This window comes from Asticcacaulis sp. (assembly GCF_035497195.1).
Classification (GTDB): Bacteria; Pseudomonadota; Alphaproteobacteria; order Caulobacterales; family Caulobacteraceae; genus Asticcacaulis.
This window is the reverse complement of the sequence record NZ_DATJDZ010000018.1, coordinates 118141-135024: the sequence shown is the minus strand read 5'-3', so window position 1 is coordinate 135024 and position 16884 is coordinate 118141. Positions and strand designations below refer to the sequence as shown.

The window sequence follows — 16884 nt, the reverse complement described above, 5'->3', positions numbered from 1 at the left end:
AGATGGCGCCTCGATTTATTACCATCGTCAATCCACATGATGCGCCAAGCCCTGAGCTCGTTGATCGGATTTGCTCAAAAGCGCATCTTCACATCGCCCTCGCAGGTAAAGGGTTTGTGGTTCTGATCACCGATGATGCCCCTGCCATCACCTTCTCGGACAGTTCCGGTATCATCATCGGTCATGTATTTTCGAAGGCTCTTCCAGCGCGCCGCCTTTGGAATTTTACCGACGACATGGCCAAGGATATTCGGGATTCCCGTGGCCAGGCTTTGATCGATCACTATTGGGGCGGCTATGTTGCTGTACTCGATGCGCCCGGCGAACCCAGTGTGGAAATCCTCCGCGATCCTTCAGGGGCGATGCCATGCTATTATCTGTCGGCCCCTATCGAGGGCGTCAGAGTTATCGCCTCTGACATGGAAACGCTTGTAGCGGCCGGACTACATGTCCCTAAACCGAATTGGCCTGCCTTGCACCGGCATCTCGTCGCTTATGAGTTTCGATCAGCCGAAACCTGCATTGACGGTCTCCTGGAACTGACAGCGGGATGCCGGCTGAGCATCGGGGGCGTAGATGACCTGTCTAAACATTGCTGGCTGCCAAAAACTTTCGCGGCAAAACCTATTGGTGGTGACCTTGAGGATATTTCAGGCCAGATCGCTGAGATTGGTACCGAGGTCATTCGGGCCTGGCAGGGTGCTTACCAACACCCTCTCCTCGGGGTCTCAGGCGGACTGGATTCATCGATCCTGGCGGCCGTCCTCGCCGGCAGCGACGCGCGTGTTTCCTACTTCACCATGGCGACTACCGACGCCGATGGCGATGAACGGGTGTACACACGCGCGCTCGCAACCGGGCTCGGGATCGACGTCCTTGAATGGTTTTATCAGCTTCGGCAGGTCGACATAACGAAACCGACCTCGGCACATCTTCCTCGGCCATTGCTATGTGCCTTTGGCCAAAGTGAGCACACACAAAAACTGGCCCTGGCGAGCGAACGGAATCTCGATGCGTTCTTTCTGGGCGTCGGCGGCGACAACGTCTTCTGCAACCTGATGTCGGCTTCGCCTTTCCTCGACCGCCTGTACATAGAAGGGATCAGCTTGGGAACATGGCAGACGGCCAGAGACATTTGCCGCCTAACCGGTTGCAGCATTTTTGAGCTGCTGATCGCGGCAGCCAAAAAAGCCGGACAGGGTAACCGATACCGGTGGCAGGTCGAAACCGATTTCCTGCTGCCGTCACCGGCGCCCCATCCCCCTTTAACCCATCCCTGGCTGACCAAGGGGCCGGCCGTGCCTCCGGGAAAACTTGCACACATTGCCATGCTGACCCGAATACAAGGCACGATTGACGGTTTTTCCCGTTTCTCAAGCCCGCCTATGGTTCTGCCCTTATTGTCCCAGCCTCTGGTCGAATTCTGCCTCAGCGTACCATCCTGGCGCTGGATCGAAAGTGGACGTAATCGCGCCCCCGCGCGGCGCGCGTTCTCTGACAAGCTGCCGCGAGCGGTGCTGGATCGGCGATCGAAAGGCACCCCGAACAGCTTTGCGTTCGATGTTGTCGACAAGAACCGGCCTATTGCCCGTGATCAGTTGCTAGACGGCCAATTGGCTCAACACGGTCTGATTAATGTCGATCAGGTTTCACGGGTCTTGGCCGACAATGTGGTCCTCAAGGGGTTTGACCATATGCGCCTCGCCATGTTGTTGGAAGCGGAGGCCTGGAGCCGCCGATACGGTTAGGAGAGATACGAGGCGGCCCTGCCCAATTGCGCGTAGCAGGGCCGCACCTGTGGCACCCGGAGAGATGCGGCCAGGATTCTAATGCGTCGTTTTCATCTGTCGCCAGCGTTGGTATTGAGCTGCCTTGGCCGGATCAGGATCTTCGACGTCACGGAGCCAAAAATCGAACCAATCGACGTATCGGGTGTAGGCGGCCAAGCGATGCGCCGGTTGCCATTTGACATGATTGTCGTCAGGAAAGACGTAGAGTTCGACGGGTTTATTCTGCTCTTTCAGGGCCACATACCCCTCCAGCACTCCGAGATATTCGATATCCGACACCTGCATCAGGATGGGTGTGTTCAGTCTGGCCGCGTTTGCGCGAATGGACATTGGCGCCCAGAAAGACTTCCCCTCCTCCGTGAGTTTCGGATAGCCCATGCCGTGAAACCAGGCGCCAAAAACCGAGCCGGCCAGGAGGGATGGAGAGCTTTCCTCTTCGCAACATTGCGCCATCGCCGCTGCCCGAAACAGGTGACTGTTTAGAATGGCAAACTGTGCACTTGAGGCGCCGTCGCTTAATCCTGTGATGCCCACACGGGCCGGATCGATCTCTCCGCGTGCCGCCAGCAAATTCACAACCGTCTCAAATGATGAGAGTACGCTTTTCCGGTCCCCCCAATCAGCCATATCCAGGCGGTTCACCTCGTCCCAGGTCTTGGCGCCCAGTTTCATGCCAAGATATAGAGGCCGTTGGACGCTCAATACTGCAAAGCCGTGTGCGGCGAGCACCTGAATGGGAAATTCGTCTCCAGTCCCGCCACGCAGAAAGCCATTGCTTGTGTACTGCACAATGATCAGCGGCAATTTTTCACCGAGTGTTCGGTGCGGAGGCAGGACCAGGTCGCCCCAAGTCTCAATGCCGACATTATTTGTCCAATGCAGGCGTTCGACGGGCCCAAGTTTCAAGGCCGAGAATTCGGGGTTCGGGTCGTAGATCGGATCAACACGGCCGTCGGTCAGGCTGATCGACACAATTCGTCCCGGTTGAAGGGAACTCTCCTCCCTGCAGTACAGGTAAATGTCCCGCAATTGACATCCTGTCAAATAGCTCCTTGTGGCCAATACGAGCTTAGGCCCCTCCTCTTTCCCCCAGTGATAAATCGCCATCTTCCCCGATGGAACACCTTCGTTGCGAAGAAATAAAAGCGTATGGTCCTTCGTCCACCACAGCGCGACAATCCCGGAGCAAAAGGTCTCGCGACACTGTTCCGTCTTTCCTCCCCGAACGACCGTTAACATGGTCCGCGGGCGTACGATGGTATCCTCGATCGGTGTCGTCCAGGCCACCATCCCGTCTTCCTTCGCGGCAAACTGAATCGCGTTGGCCGGTCTACGGGGATCAGGGGACGGTTCCAACTGTTCGCGCTCTTCCGCGATCGCGGCCATTGAACTACCCGACATTAGATCGACCACTGTGTACACCGTTGGAATGGGCTCTCGCGCCAATGGGCGATTGTAGGCACCGGGCACCCAGCGCTCGTCATATAGAAGCCCCTGCCTGCCCTCTGCCTCCAGCGCCTCCTGAAACGCATTGAGGCCGGGCCGGCTCGCGATGACTACGGCTTTCCCATTCCTCGTCCAGGCAAATGCATCAACGTTCACCTCTCCCTTGGTGAGTGGTTTGGCGTTGCTCCCATCGCTCTCCACCAACCATACCTGGGTGACGCCGGCGTCGCGACGGAGAAATGCGATTTTGCTCCCGTCCGGAGACCAAAGGGGCTGGGTTTCCAGCCCGATGCCACCGGGTACGCCTAGGGCGTAACCGTCGGAGGTAAAGGTGCGCTTGATGAACTCACCGCCTCGGTCAAGCACCTTCGCTTGCCCGCCTTTCAAAGGTTTGACGGCAAGGCTGAAGCAGTAGGTGTTTGCATCGGCTTTGCCCTGTTGCATCTGAAAGGCGACGCGGCTGCCATCCGGCGAGATAGAAAACATTTCGGCGGTTGAATTGTCGATCATATTCGGGCCGATGTCGCGCAACTCAACCAGATCACGCGGGGTAACGGCCCCCGCGGTCGGCGCCGGCACGACAGACTGTGACGGCAGGACGTTCGTGCAGATCTCGGCCCGGACGGACGCCACACCGAAACAGGCGCAAGCCACCCCGACAAGTAGTGCATATTTAGACCTGGCCATGACCTACCACGCCTTTTTGATCGCAATGCTCGCGAAGCGACCAACCACAGACGTATTTGTAGAATCGAAATCGATACCCGGATAATTCAAGCCGACGCCAAACGCGTATGGGGGCATCTTATCGAAGAAATTGGCAATAGATATTGCGACAGTCAGCCCTCGCGCAAAGCCACTGCTTCCGCCGAACTGATAGCTGATCGTAGTGTCGATGGTGGTCCACGGCGCCACTGTGCGGATCGGTGTTGCAAGGTCATCGGTCTCAGAGGCGATATAGTTGGCAAAAGCTGTCGCTGACAAGCCGCCCTTAAGCCAGGTTGCGCCGGCCCTTGCCTTGAAGCTTGGGACATTAAGCACCGTTCCTGAGAGGGTGAGATTTGGGGCCGCGGCACTGGTTTGCTGACGTAATTTTAGCGCGGTGGCGTTGGCAAAAGTGGAAAGTATGCCGCCAAACGCATCGAAAGATTGGCGATAGGCGACGTCAAGCCCTTGAACCGTTTGAGCGTTAGCGTTGGCGTTCGCATCATTGATAATGGCGACGACATTCGTGGGATCATAGGCTCCCGCTGAGAAATTATAGAAGGTATCCGCGGCGGCGATGACTTGATCTTGCCTGACCTTGGTAGGCGCTAGTTCGATGAAAGGCGCATAGGTAGGATCACTCAGTCCAAGATAATACCGCGAGACCGGCGCCACGACGCGATCTGTATAGTCGATATCAAACCAGGTCGCCGAAAACTTGATGCTTGTTGAAGGTGCGTAGTCTATGCCCAAGGTCTTGGACGTTGATTTCTCGGGTTTGAGGTTGGGATTGCCGCCGTAAGTCATCAGCGCTGCGCCTGAGCCCGTCCCGCCGACATCACTGGCATTCCAGAGATAGACTATGGACGGGCTATACATTTGCTGGAAAGACGGCGCCTTAAACGATTTGCCCCAAGTGGCCCGAACCGTCAGATCGGCAAAGGGAACGTAGCGAAGGCCTATTTTCGGGCTGCCACTCGAACCGAAGTCGCTGTATCGTTCCGCACGTCCCGACAGGCTGAGGTCAAGGGCGTGGAGGCCAGTGCGTGTCGCGGAGGGCAACACCAATGGGGCGAGAACCTCAGCGAAGGCGTAAGTCACATCGCGTGTCGGCGCGGTTCCATCCGAGTTTCGCCAGGCTTCTGTGCGATACCCCGCTCCGACCGCCAGCTTGACGTCGCCTGACGGCAACCGAACTGCCGTGCCATCTGCGTTGACTTCCAGGTATCGCCCAGAGTTTGCGTATGAGATATTGTTCGTGACGCCGTAGTCAGGATAGGCGCTGAACATAGCGTTCCGGCTGCCGCTTGCAACGGCGATAACGCGGCCTTTCCAGCCCCGCGATAGCGTCACGTCCAGTGTCGTCGCGGCGCTATAACTCGGGGTGTAGATTTCCTGGAGGAGTCGCGGAGACGAGGCAAATTGTTGAAGTTGCCCCGTCATTACTCGATCGGCGACGAGCACATCTCCGGAAAGCGCAACTCTATCGCTGAAGTCGTAGCCGCCGCTGACGAACAGCGAACGTCGCTTGATGGGTTGGATTAGATCCGAAACCGTTGTGGCAGCCGAAGTGTAATCCCGATCTTCGGTCGTAAGGCCGTCGATTTTTGCATATTCGAGGTTCGCCAGGACTCGGCCTTTGGCTCCGCTACGGCCAGCCAGCACGCTGACTGTTCTGGTCGTGGTGCCGCCCCTTGTCGCAACACCGACATTGCCAGCCACCTCAAGACCGTCATAATTTTTGCGAAGTATGAAATTCACCACGCCGGCCACCGCATCAGCGCCGTAGAGTGACGATGCGCCGTCGGTGACAACTTCCACCCGTTGAATAGCGCCTATCGGAATGGGCGAAATATCAACCCCTTGAGAGGCCACATCGCCGGTCAGCCTATGACCATTGACCAGCACCAGAGTAGCGTCGGTGCCCAAGCCACGCAAGTTAGCGGTTGATGCGCCGGAGCTGTTGGAATTGCCAATATTGGCGAAGTCAGCCCCAATCACGCCGGGATTCTGACCTCCGCCAAAAGACTCGGGCAAACTGCGGATGAGATCCCCAACCTGGGAATATCCAGACTGCTGGATTTCCTTCTGGGAAATTGAATGGACCGGAGACGTCGGATTACCGCCGCGAATGTGCGAGCCTGTCACAATGACTTCGGTTGGGGCGACGTCGTTGGCAGTTTGACCTTGCCTCTCAGACACCCGTAAGGTGATCGTTTTGTCGGTTTGGCTGGCAACCTCCAGGCCTGAACTGGCCAGCAGCTGCGCCAAAGCTTCCTGCCGAGAATACTCGCCTTTCAGGGCCAACACCGTTGTCCGTGCCGCTACTTCGTAAGGAAACAGGATTTGGATCGACGCTTGGGTCGAAAAGTCGTTGAGAGCTTTCGCCGTGCTCTCGGCAGGTATATTGAACTTTATTTTTCCGTCATCCGCATAAGTATCGGTGGAACAAAATATAGATGCTCCAATTACAAGCGCTATCATAGAAATATTGCAGGCACGACTGTTCGTTTTGCAGTTACGCATTTTCATAAATCCCCTATTTATGCATGACAATTTTATGACTTGCTTAAACGAGACGATCTATCAATTCGATCCTGACGAAACTATTTTACAAAATATCGAAATTATCTTGTGAGGATGATCGAACCATCTTCGGTTCGGTTGGCTGCTATTGCGAACGCATCGTGAAGTGAGGCAATAAAATCGGCCGGATCCCGGCTACTGAACCGTCCGCCGAGGCGAATTCCCTGAAGAGATGGATCGCCAATGGATATCTTTTTAGGCAGGTAGCGATTGTACTCTTCCACGGCGGCGCCCAAGGTCTCGCCGTTAAAATACAGTTCTCCGTCTTGCCAGGCGGACACAAACTGCACGTCATCGGGCGTCATGGAACGCATCCGCATGGTGCTCGCCCCCGCCAGCACGGCATTGCCAGTTGTAACGATGATAGACGCCTTTTTGGCGCCCCCCTGCCCTTTTATCGGCGCCACGGCAAACTTGCCATCGAGCACCAGCAAGTCGAGAGCGCTGTTGCGCAGGCGCGCGTTTATCCGCCCAGCCGTGGCTATCACCTTTTGACCATTGGCATATAGACAGAATGGACGTGGGTCTTCCGGGATCGAAACGGCCACCTCTCCGCGCTTCAACCAAACAGACCGCTCGTCTTTGTCGAAGCGCCACTCGACTTTGGAGTCTGTGTTCAGGTCAATCCGTCCACCGTCCGGGAGGGTCCGAGACTGATGATCGCCTATCGGTGTTTCCGCATTGACGCGCTTGCCGCGCATGATGGCTATGGCGCCACCACCGAACGCGACCGCAGCGGAGGCAGCGACGGCAGCCTGGAAGAAACCCCGCCGAGACGGCGATTCGACGGAGCGTTTCAGGAACGGCTTCAGGTGATGAACCTGATCCGCCGTCCCAATGATGCGCGCGAACGCGGCCGCGTTGCGGGGATCGGCCGAACGCCAGGCTTCAAAGTCCTCGTGGTCGGCCGTGCCGCAGTCCATACGAGCGTGCCAGCGGGCTGCCTGTTCCATTAGGGCGTCAAGCGAGATGTTGTTATCGGAAATCACCGCCGACGTTCCTTATCGGTCAAAACGACCTGCTCCTCATGCGCCCGCTTGGCAATCCAGGTTTTCAGTTCTGCACCCTTACGCTGATTTTCAAGGTGTTTGTTCAATTCGAGCATGCCGCGTGTCAAATGGCCTTCGACCGTGCCTACGCCAATGCCCAGGCGCTTTGCTATATCACGGGGCTGAATATCCTCGATCCTGCGCATGATGAACACGCGCCGGCACTGCGTCGGTAGCTTGTCGAGAGCTTCCATCACTATCCGCAAGCGCTCACGATCCGACACAGTTTCAAACGCGTCTGGCGACAAATCGGCAAATCCGATAATTTCAGCTTCAGCATACTGCTCCATAGGCACGATCTTTTTGCGCTTGATCAGGTCGAGCGCCAGAGTGGTGACAGCCTTTCGGACATAGGCTCTGGGATTCTCGACCGTGCGCCAGCGGTCCCCGGCCAGTACTTTGGCATAGGCATCATGAACCAGGTCGCGGGCCGCCTCCAAATTGCCGGTGAGATGATGGGCGACTTTCAAAAACAGCCGTTCGTGCGGTGAAACGTGATCGCGAAACCAACGGTCCACGTCCCTCACCCAAGATGATTTGGTTTCTGCATTCGACGGCGGCTTGCCGAAGTCCTGGTAAAAGTATCGTTCTGGCACATCGAGCAAGTCGATCAACTGCAGAAGGTGATCGTGGGTAATACGTAAACGCCCCTCCTCCATCGCCTTGATATCTGAGGCCGTCACTTCCAATTGGCCAGCCAGCCAGCTATCCGACATTTGGATCAGCAGACGGCGCGCGCGAAGACGGGCGCCAACATGAGCGTCGATAGCGTTCAAAGGTATTTCAGCACTGGGCTCGTCTGAAGAAGCCACCACCGGCACCCCGAATTGAAGTTCGACTTTGTTAAAATCATAACTTTTACTGAAAAACTAGCAAGCTAAATTCTCTTTGGCGAAAAAGAGAAGTCCCACTTCGTTTCCACGCCATAGCTTTCTGGGTACGCCTAGGCATGCCCAATTACCTAAAAACCCGCTTCGGCGATCAGTTGGCGTTCCTACGAGGAAAGCGCGAAATGACCCAAGACGAGTTAGCGGGTCATCTGGGTATTTCGCGGAAGGCATTGCAGAATATCGAGCTTGGGAAAAGCGCTCCGAAATTTTCCACAATCGAGCTGATATGCTCCAAGCTAAACGTTGAAGCGGAAATGTTTTTCAGCTCAACACCGAGTGAACCGTCCAACAACCCCCGCGTCTCCGAGTTGGTCTTGAAGCTGGATAAACTTCCAAAGACAGACTTAGAATTGATGCTCCAAATTGCCGACCGTTTTCAGGCGAAACCTAAGTCCCAACTGAGGCCACCTCCCACCAATAATTGAACATCGCTTTCAGATGTTGCCCCACTTCAATTCATAATTGTGAGAATTACGCACTTTTGTGTTCTCGCTAAGAATTAGAGGTCATAAATTGGGATTTACGAAGTTGAAATGCATGTAAGCGTCGGTTGTTAAAACCTAACGATTGCGGATGGCTCTTCAACTAAAACAGCGGTTTGGATACCTCGTCGCGGCGCACCGCAAGCGTCGCGGCATGACGCAAGCTCAGTTAGGCGAGGCAGCCGAAATTAGCACAGATATGGTTGCAAGGATCGAGGGGGGCTCTTCCGGCGCGCGATTTCAAACGGTTGAAAAGTTGGCAGCAGCCCTCAAAGTTGACCCGGCCGAACTTTTCACCGCCGATATACCTTCATCTGCATTGGCTCGCCCCAAACTTTCCGCGATCACTCGCCGCCTTTCCAAAGAGTCCGACGCTGACTTAGACTGGTTGGCTGGAATGTTAGATAGCCTATTGAAAAAGCGATAGCGCCGCCGGCCTGCAACCTACCTCGCGTATTTCCACAGTATTCCATCTACAAATCTGCTGTAAAATCTTACTCGGCAGATACGGAGATAGGTGTGGACCGGACTTTAGCCAGACGCATTCTGGACGACGCAGGAACTGGCGCGGCCGATCCTTTTTATCGCTACATGAGCGGCTACTCACCATATGATGTCGACACCCCCTTAGAACTTCCAGTCCTCGGTACTTCCTGGCGCTACCTGTTCCTTATCGCCAGACACGAAGAAGAAGCACTACGCTATCTTGATGAACTGACTACTCACGCCACATACGCGGAGGAAAACTGGATGACCGAACAGCTTGCTTTACCTCCCCTGACTGAAGAAGAAGGCTTAGATCTCAGGAGAGCGGTCGCCAGGGCTTATGGTCGCCACCCAAATCGCTTTTAATTCCGATTGACGATCAACAACGCGTCAGCCCAATTGGATTGCTCGGTTATATATTTTCGAATTAGTGATCGGTTTGCCGCAATTATCCCATCCCATTTGAAATTCCATGAATTGAATGCATGCCAGGAATAACCAACGTACTTCTCACTTCTCATTGATTCCATTGATTTTTTTGCGGCCCGCAAGAACGTCTTCTCAATAGACGTCCCCTTCAGTTCAAGAATTGTCGCTAAATATATCAGCCATTTTGCAAGATGCTCGTACTGGTCCCAGGCGCCATCTGCACCCGTTAGGGTTATTTTGGCCTTGATTACTTCATCAAGCAATAAAACAACCTCCTTGCTATCAATGCTAAGGCCAAGCGCAGAAATGCCAACTACTATCTCGAAGAAGGAATTCTCGACCCTAAGGTATTCTTCGGAGAAAAAATGCTTTCCGGAAACAATTTTCTGTATATTTTTTACAGAATAATTGATACATTTTTGAGCAATCGGCAGGCTGGAATTTAAATCTTTAAAGAATGTGTGAACATCTACGCCATCTAGGACTCGAATGCCGTAACAATGCGCATAGTAGTCCTTGACGGTTTTATCTACGGCCGATCTAGATACCAGGAAAATATTCCCGCCAATTACATGGTTTCTTGAAAAATTCTTATAGTCACTTAATATTGCTTTCAAGTTCGTATCACCTAAGGAATATCCCAGGATAACGATAGTATTTTCGTGCAATACTGTGCTCAACTTGCGTGAAAAGTAAGATTCACCGTTGATAAATTTAAAATAGTCGTCAGACGTTACTACCATATTGACTGGTGAATCGACTGAACCATGTACATGGTAGACTTTTACACGAGCCGTAGATCTGGGAATTGGCAAGCCAGGAGTGATGGATAGACAATCATTTTCGCCAATCAACTTTTCCATCAATTTATCATAGTTGGTTGTGATTACACGAAATGATTGAAGACTGCAAAACTCTTCAATCGACGTGTTATCGCCGCCTAATTTCACGGCTTCGATCAACGCTGCGATCTCATCATGAATGCCAAGATCATTCGTCTGTAATTCGATTGCCAAAACCTGTGCGGCTTCTTCAAGACTCAGTGGGTTGATCTTCCCAATAGGAAATAAAGCAGCCTTTAGGGCACCGGGATTGTCGCATTTGTCGCAAATCGTCTCCAAGAGGCCCTGCCAACTGGGTGCGGTATTGGCTGAAATGGCCTTTGAGAATCCCGTGCCCGTAAAAAAGCACAGCCGTTTGGACACAGCTGCATATGCAATCTCGAAGTACTCGCTCATTTACTCTCCCCCTCTGGTTGCGTCGAGGGACATGAGTAAGCCGACTTAGTTAAAAAAGTACGAGGTTGTTTAGCTGGTTACCTGCAACTGCTTCTGGTTGCAACAGCCTCTCACTGCGCTGCATCGTGGGTTCGAGCGCGGCCTTACACGATCACATATTTATCTCACGCCGCCCGACCATTGGAATTGATACGCTGCCGAATCTGCGAGCAACTCCTCATGCCTTCCCTTTCGTACCAGACATCCAGCCTTCATAAACCAAACTTGGTCGGCCAATTCAGCCATTTGAACATGGTGGCTGATAAGAATCAGCGTCGTCTGCGCACCGAACCGCTTCCGCAGGCTGCCTATAATCGCCGCCTCGCTTACGGAATCTAGCGCCGACGTGCTCTCGTCGAGGATAATCGCTGGCACCTGGACCCCGGCAATTCGTGCCAGTTCCAGCTTCTGTATTTGCCCCCCCGAGAGCCGCTCGCCCTGCTCGCCTACTGCGGCGGCGAAGTCGATGTCCTGGCCCGTCTCGTAGAAGTGCCATTCTGCCAGCAATTGTGCCAAACTCGCCTCGGTTTGTGTTGTCGGCGGGTAAAGCGCATTGGCGGCAAGGGTCCGATTGAACAGCCCAATAAACTGTGGCACGTAAAGGATGTATCTGTGGCGATCAGCCCGACGGATCGTCGCAAGATCCTTCCCATCGATACGGACCGAGCCAGACGATGGAGGCATCAGTCCAGCCATTACCTGGGCCAAGGTGGATTTGCCCGAGCCGTTGGGCCCGACAATGACCACGAAACTCCCCGGGGCGATGTGAGCTGTTATGTCGGCCAGGCCCGGCAGCCCTGGCCCGTAGCTGAAGCTGAGGTTGGTCAGACTGATTTCGGCAGCATTGTCAGGACCGTCGCTTTCGCTGCCCTGCTCTTCGATCGGCTGCATCATTTGTCGAACGTCGCGGATGCAGGCGATAGATAGACTGGCCTGGCTTAGAATAAATCCGAAACCGCTTAGGGGACCGACAAGTCGGAACGCATATCCCTGTAAGAGCACGAAATCGCCCACCGTCATGTGGTGCGCCAAGACGTCGAGACTACCCAGTCCCATCAGCGCCAACAACCCTACCCCTACGAGCCCGTATTGGCAGAGCGCCATCAGGGCCAGAGACCACATCATGCGCTCGTTTGCCGCTGCCTTTGCCCTGAACCGGTCGCTTATGTGGACGACCTCAGACTCCAAGGCACCATTTAGCACGACCCGGCGGGCATTACGCAGGACGTCGCCCGTACTTTGGGACACGGCGCCGGCCGCGCTGTTGGCGCCGGCTGAGCGCGTCTGATGCTGAACAGCACCAAACCATGTTGTCACGACATAACCCAAAAGGATAACGGCCATGATAGCGGCGTAGTGAACGGGTATTAGACCCGCGATCACCCACATGCTGCCGACGACCTGAAGAAACAAAGGTACGGAACGCCAGATCAACCCGTCGACAACCACCATGAGACTATAAGGCAGCCGCTCAATAAGATCCAAGGTGTAACCGCTGTCTCCGGTTCTGGCCCCCGCGGCCGCCGGTAATCGCTGGCGGATCACTTCAGCAACATACCGTGCGGATAGCCCGTCTACGACACGCGTAGAGTAGACCATGCGCCAAGTTGATATGATGTTCGCCCCTGCCCATGTGAACACGAACAGCGCGACGCATCCGAGGATTGCAGCTGGCGAGGCGGTCCGCGCCGTCAGGAGATCCACCAGCACCTTGAGCATGTACGGGCCGGCGATGCCTAATCCGACAGTGACCAGTTCAATGCTGGCGCCGATCAACACGTCCAACCTGACGCCACTTGCTTTGGCGAGCATGTCTTTCGTCAAGTCAACTATGATGGCGAGGCCTTCGCCCCTATCCGAGGAGTTGCTTATATCCGCCATCGACCATCTTCCTTGCGTATTTGATGAGGCGCTGAACCCGCGCCCTGAGAAAATCTGAGCGCCCATTCCATTCGTCCTGGACGATCCCCGCGCCAAAAACTTGCGTCGCGATCTCCTTATGGTTGGCGCCGGTCTGCGCGCCGTCGAAAGCGCGTAACGCTTTTGCCCATTTGACGGCACCGCGCTCAGGTGGAAATAGGGTCTTGGGAAACCGTCCGAGACGTTGGAAAGCATCGAGACGGAGCAATGTCTGCGCTTTCGAAGGCATGTGATCGAAGCCGGTGATCATCGCGTGTAGACGCACGGGACCAGCTGTCAATGTGCCGTTGGCGACCTCCAGCTGAATTTGGCGCGGGCCGTCGCAAAGGAGAAGGACCTCATGCCCGTTATCATCCATTAGAAGTCCGGCCATGTCCGGGTAGCGAGCGATGTCAAAAGCATCTTGATGCGTCGGGGGTACAGGTTCGGCGTCGATTGTGATGGCAGTTGGGTCCCACCCCGGCTGCCAAAAAAGCCTGGCATCCTGATCGCCATCGCCTGAGCGACCGAGATGTACAAATACCCCGTCTAAAAAAGGCTGTTCAGGTCCTGTCGTCGCAAACATAGCTTGCCAGGTCCTACAGAAATCCAGTCAACCCGGGCTGCAGCATCGGCGGCCGCGGCCTGGTAACTGGGATTGCGTTTCAGCCAGAGCCAGGCCCAATGCCGGCGGTCCAGCGTTCGTGCGTATTCGTAATAGGCGTCGTCCAACCAATCGGGCTGAACCTCTGACGCTCCCCTCAGCGTTCGGCGCATTGTACGTACTCCCGGCATGCGTTCTGCTTGCCTTCCCCGCCACAGGCAAAGGGTTACAAAGAGTGTCGGTCACACCTTCGCAGCCCTCCCATCTCCGGCGACAATTCCCCGGCCTCACCCGACCGGATCAATTCAACTTCTTTCCAGACCGACGCCGCCGCGGGCGATGGCCTACAGTTCCATCATCTTTGCGCTCGATATATTCCTTCACACATTTGGCGAAGGCGTCGTCCAGCGCATCCGCGCATGCCGTCATTCCCGCCTCACGCATCAAAATCCGTAACAAATCGAGGGCATCGACGGCCCTCTGTATTGCGCGTTCAATGGCCGCAGGTCCTTCTGGCTCACTGTCGCCATTCTTTGGCACTTTAGGCTTAGCCATGGTCGGCGGTGGCCTCGGTTTCAAGTCCAAGGACATCGTGCAGGCCTGTTTGGTCTCGCACCCGGTCAAGTTGCCCCCGGTTGATCCTGATCGACGCCGCCTGCACTTTGGAATGCTCACCGATCTGGCGGATGACGCCCAGCCGATCCAGATGAACACCGGCGCGCTCAAACACTGATCTGAGAATAAGCGTCGGCATCACGCCAATAATCTGGGTAACGCCGTTGGCCAGGCCGAACTCGATATTCCCACAGACCATATGTCGCGAGATATTGACACGGTCGGCCGATGAGAGGCTGCTATCGACAACAAAGCGCGTGCTTTCCCAAACTCGATCGTCGGCAAAGACTTTGTGATCGTCGACCAGGTCCGGGAAATGATCCGCCAACATGCAGCCGTAACTTATAGGAGTCAGGCGGCTTGCCCCCAGCACCCGTTTTCCACCTTCGGAAAATACGATATAATTGGAAGTAAGGTTGTCGTAGCTGTCGAACTCCATGCCGTCGAAGGTTTTCACTTCGTAATGCTGACGCACCATGAATTCTCGGTTCCGGAGCCGAAGCATACTTGAATACAAGTCGGCATGTTTTCGAATAGTTTTAAAAGAGATCAATATTAACATCGTACAGTCCCCTTTTGCAGAGACTCTACTTCAACAGAACAATTAACCTTATACTACCGCGTAAACACGCGGGGTTCGGGCTGAATCAGCCCGTACGCGAGGGCTACATATACCGCTTCCGCCCTGGAGGTGACTTCCAGCTTGTCGAAAATGTTTCGGACATGGAACTCGACCGTGCGCGGCTTCATATTCAAAAATAGACCGATTTCGTGGTTGGTTCGACCATGACCGATGCGCGTGAGGACCTGCCGTTCTCGCTCAGACAATGAAACCCTTAGAGGCCGGTCGATTGCGACGATCCCGGCGATTCGCTTGTACTCACGATAAAATTGGTTTGCGAATGCCATGAGGAGCCCAAGGTTCACGGGACGCTTCAGTTTGGTTTCAGAGGTCGCCAGTGCGATCCCTCCGATTTGAGAACCGGGCCCAGAAAATGGCAGGCCGATACCATGATGCAAACCGGCTCGATCAGCACGCCGCAGGAACGCGTGCTGATTAGCCTGGAGCCCTATGAGGCGGTTGAGATCGCGCCATTGGAAGGCGCCGAATGTCCCAATTGCACATTGAGCGACTGGATCGAGACGGTATAGCTTTTTCTCGACGTATTCCTCTTGCCAGACGAGAGGATAGGTGTTGACGAGGCCAAACCCTGTATTCGACGGCGCGAGTTGCCAGTCCTGCATGATCGAAACATTGAGCCCGTCGAAGCCATAGGAGCCGACGGCGAGGGTCAATAGCTCGTACAGGCGCTCGCGCGAGGCGGCGCCGTGTGTCGCGTCAACAAAGTCCTCAAATCCGTACCGGGATGAAAATGGCATATCATTTCCACAGTGAGTTGCACCTGACCTTAACGTTAGGACCTTAGCATCCCGAAGCAACAACCGGAAGGCGACACTTACGCAATTTTATGGAGATAGGCTTCGACTTGCATGTGGCCTTCACAATGCCTTTCAGTGGTGCCTGACCGGCGTCGCAAAGATTTTCGCTCCCAGGATGCGGTTCGACTCTTACCGTGGCGAAATCAGGTGAGTCTGGATGAATGCTCGCAACAATACCAAGACGCTCGGCGGTCGGATGTGCGCTCCAGGCATAAGTGTCCGAGCGGGTGTTACCGCGCTGCTCCAGCCATGTCGTATAGTTCAGCTTTGTTAGGTCTCTCCCGGTTTGAAGCCGGCTTAAAAAGCTTCGCCAAATGCCTCGTGGCCAAATGCATGAAAGAGGCACCAAGAGAAATGACTGCTTTCCAGAATGCCGGCCGGCGCATCGATTCCCTCGACTTGTGTCCGTTCAATCGTGATAAACAACTGAACGTCCACCGTCGATGGTAATGACGCTCGCGTTAATAAAGGGCGCTTCATCGGATCCTAAAAATACTGCGGTCATTGCAACCTCATCAGGACGTGCCATGCGCTTCGGTGGATGCAGGTTCTCGGCCTTTCGGCGCTCGATAGCCGGGTCCGGAAAAGTCTTAAAATAGGCGTCAGCAATAGGCGTGTCGACATAACCTGGCGCGATCGCGTTCACACGAATGCCGCGAGCGGCATACTCAATACCTAGTGATCGCGTCAGTCCAAGAAGTGCGTGTTTTGCAACTGGATAGGGAAAGCAACCGGGGATAATCGAAAAGGAATGGGTCGACGCGATATTTATTATCGCTCCTCCATTCTGCTCCAACATTGCGGGCAATACGGCGCAGCTCGCATACATGGCGCCGTCTAGGTCAATTGCAAGGCAACGCCGCCAGTCTTCTTCAGTCATCTTGAGCGGGTCCCGGAATACGTTTACACCCGCATTATTGACGAGAACGTCAATGCGACCGAAGCGTTCGCGAGCGGCAGCGATCGTGATCCCGACGTCTTCCTTTTTACTCACGTCACATTTGACGAAGAAGGCGTCGCCGCCTGCGGCCCGCAATTGGGCTGCAATCAACTCTCCTTGCCTAACGTCGATTTCCGCAACGCAGACTGATGCGCCCTGAGAAACGTAGGCTTGTGCAATCGCCGCCCCAATCCCTTGGCCTGCGCCGGTTATGATCGTCCTTTTGCCACGTAAACGCATTGTTCC

16 protein-coding genes are annotated in these 16884 nt (G+C 54.8%); 4 read left to right on the top strand and 12 right to left on the bottom strand.

Annotated features, from left to right (window positions below; all coding sequences use genetic code 11):
• Nucleotides 1-2 precede the first annotated feature (2 nt).
• Nucleotides 3-1748, top strand: coding sequence for an asparagine synthase-related protein (locus VL130_RS10695; RefSeq protein WP_325362874.1), 1746 nt, complete (start codon nt 3-5; stop codon nt 1746-1748).
• A 78-nt stretch (nt 1749-1826) separates the two neighbouring features.
• Here VL130_RS10695 and VL130_RS10690 read toward each other — a convergent pair whose 3' ends face one another.
• The 4 genes from VL130_RS10690 to VL130_RS10675 all read right to left on the bottom strand — a co-directional run bounded on the left by VL130_RS10690 (nt 1827) and on the right by VL130_RS10675 (nt 8352).
• On the bottom strand, nt 1827-3923 hold the full coding sequence (locus VL130_RS10690; RefSeq protein WP_325362873.1) for an Atxe2 family lasso peptide isopeptidase: 2097 nt from the start codon (nt 3921-3923) through the stop codon (nt 1827-1829).
• A gap of 3 nt (nt 3924-3926) precedes the next feature.
• Nucleotides 3927-6473, bottom strand: coding sequence for a TonB-dependent receptor (locus tag VL130_RS10685; RefSeq protein WP_325362872.1), 2547 nt, complete (start codon nt 6471-6473; stop codon nt 3927-3929).
• A gap of 95 nt (nt 6474-6568) precedes the next feature.
• A complete protein-coding gene (locus tag VL130_RS10680) occupies nt 6569-7516 on the bottom strand; it encodes a FecR family protein (RefSeq protein ID WP_325362871.1) in 948 nt (315 codons plus the stop codon).
• Nucleotides 7513-8352 carry an RNA polymerase sigma factor gene (locus VL130_RS10675; protein ID WP_325362870.1) on the bottom strand — a complete coding sequence of 280 codons (840 nt, stop codon included), beginning with the start codon at nt 8350-8352 and terminating at the stop codon, nt 7513-7515. Before VL130_RS10675 ends, VL130_RS10680 begins: the two co-directional genes overlap by 4 nt.
• Nucleotides 8353-8525: 173 nt before the next feature.
• On the opposite strand from VL130_RS10675, the gene VL130_RS10670 reads away from it, so the two are divergent.
• The 3 genes from VL130_RS10670 to VL130_RS10660 all read left to right on the top strand — a co-directional run bounded on the left by VL130_RS10670 (nt 8526) and on the right by VL130_RS10660 (nt 9800).
• Complete coding sequence (locus VL130_RS10670; protein ID WP_325362869.1) at nt 8526-8891, top strand: helix-turn-helix transcriptional regulator; 366 nt, start codon at nt 8526-8528, stop codon at nt 8889-8891.
• 148 nt (nt 8892-9039) lie between these two features.
• Nucleotides 9040-9375 (top strand): helix-turn-helix transcriptional regulator, encoded by a 336-nt coding sequence (locus VL130_RS10665; RefSeq protein ID WP_325362868.1) that lies wholly within the window; start codon nt 9040-9042, stop codon nt 9373-9375.
• A gap of 92 nt (nt 9376-9467) precedes the next feature.
• Complete coding sequence (locus VL130_RS10660) at nt 9468-9800, top strand: hypothetical protein (protein WP_325362867.1); 333 nt, start codon at nt 9468-9470, stop codon at nt 9798-9800.
• Here the strand turns inward: VL130_RS10660 and VL130_RS10655 are convergent.
• The 8 genes from VL130_RS10655 to VL130_RS10625 all read right to left on the bottom strand — a co-directional run bounded on the left by VL130_RS10655 (nt 9797) and on the right by VL130_RS10625 (nt 16878).
• Nucleotides 9797-11101 carry an SIR2 family protein gene (locus VL130_RS10655; RefSeq protein ID WP_325362866.1) on the bottom strand — a complete coding sequence of 435 codons (1305 nt, stop codon included), beginning with the start codon at nt 11099-11101 and terminating at the stop codon, nt 9797-9799. The genes VL130_RS10660 and VL130_RS10655 overlap by 4 nt on opposite strands.
• A 159-nt stretch (nt 11102-11260) precedes the next feature.
• Entirely contained in the window at nt 11261-13021 is a 1761-nt protein-coding gene (locus tag VL130_RS10650) for an ABC transporter ATP-binding protein (RefSeq protein ID WP_325362865.1), read from the bottom strand.
• The gene (locus tag VL130_RS10645) at nt 12993-13625 is read right to left on the bottom strand and encodes a DUF2285 domain-containing protein (protein ID WP_325362864.1); all 633 of its coding nucleotides are present in this window, start codon (nt 13623-13625) and stop codon (nt 12993-12995) included. Before VL130_RS10645 ends, VL130_RS10650 begins: the two co-directional genes overlap by 29 nt.
• Nucleotides 13589-13816 carry a transcriptional regulator domain-containing protein gene (locus VL130_RS19505; RefSeq protein WP_414636255.1) on the bottom strand — a complete coding sequence of 76 codons (228 nt, stop codon included), beginning with the start codon at nt 13814-13816 and terminating at the stop codon, nt 13589-13591. The genes VL130_RS10645 and VL130_RS19505 overlap by 37 nt, the downstream gene beginning before the upstream one ends.
• A gap of 127 nt (nt 13817-13943) precedes the next feature.
• Nucleotides 13944-14198 (bottom strand): hypothetical protein, encoded by a 255-nt coding sequence (locus VL130_RS10640; protein ID WP_325362863.1) that lies wholly within the window; start codon nt 14196-14198, stop codon nt 13944-13946.
• On the bottom strand, nt 14191-14820 hold the full coding sequence (locus VL130_RS10635; RefSeq protein WP_325362862.1) for an acyl-homoserine-lactone synthase: 630 nt from the start codon (nt 14818-14820) through the stop codon (nt 14191-14193). Before VL130_RS10635 ends, VL130_RS10640 begins: the two co-directional genes overlap by 8 nt.
• A 53-nt stretch (nt 14821-14873) precedes the next feature.
• Entirely contained in the window at nt 14874-15638 is a 765-nt protein-coding gene (locus VL130_RS10630; protein ID WP_325362861.1) for a helix-turn-helix transcriptional regulator, read from the bottom strand.
• 469 nt (nt 15639-16107) lie between these two features.
• Nucleotides 16108-16878, bottom strand: coding sequence for an SDR family oxidoreductase (locus VL130_RS10625; RefSeq protein WP_325362860.1), 771 nt, complete (start codon nt 16876-16878; stop codon nt 16108-16110).
• Nucleotides 16879-16884 lie beyond the last annotated feature (6 nt).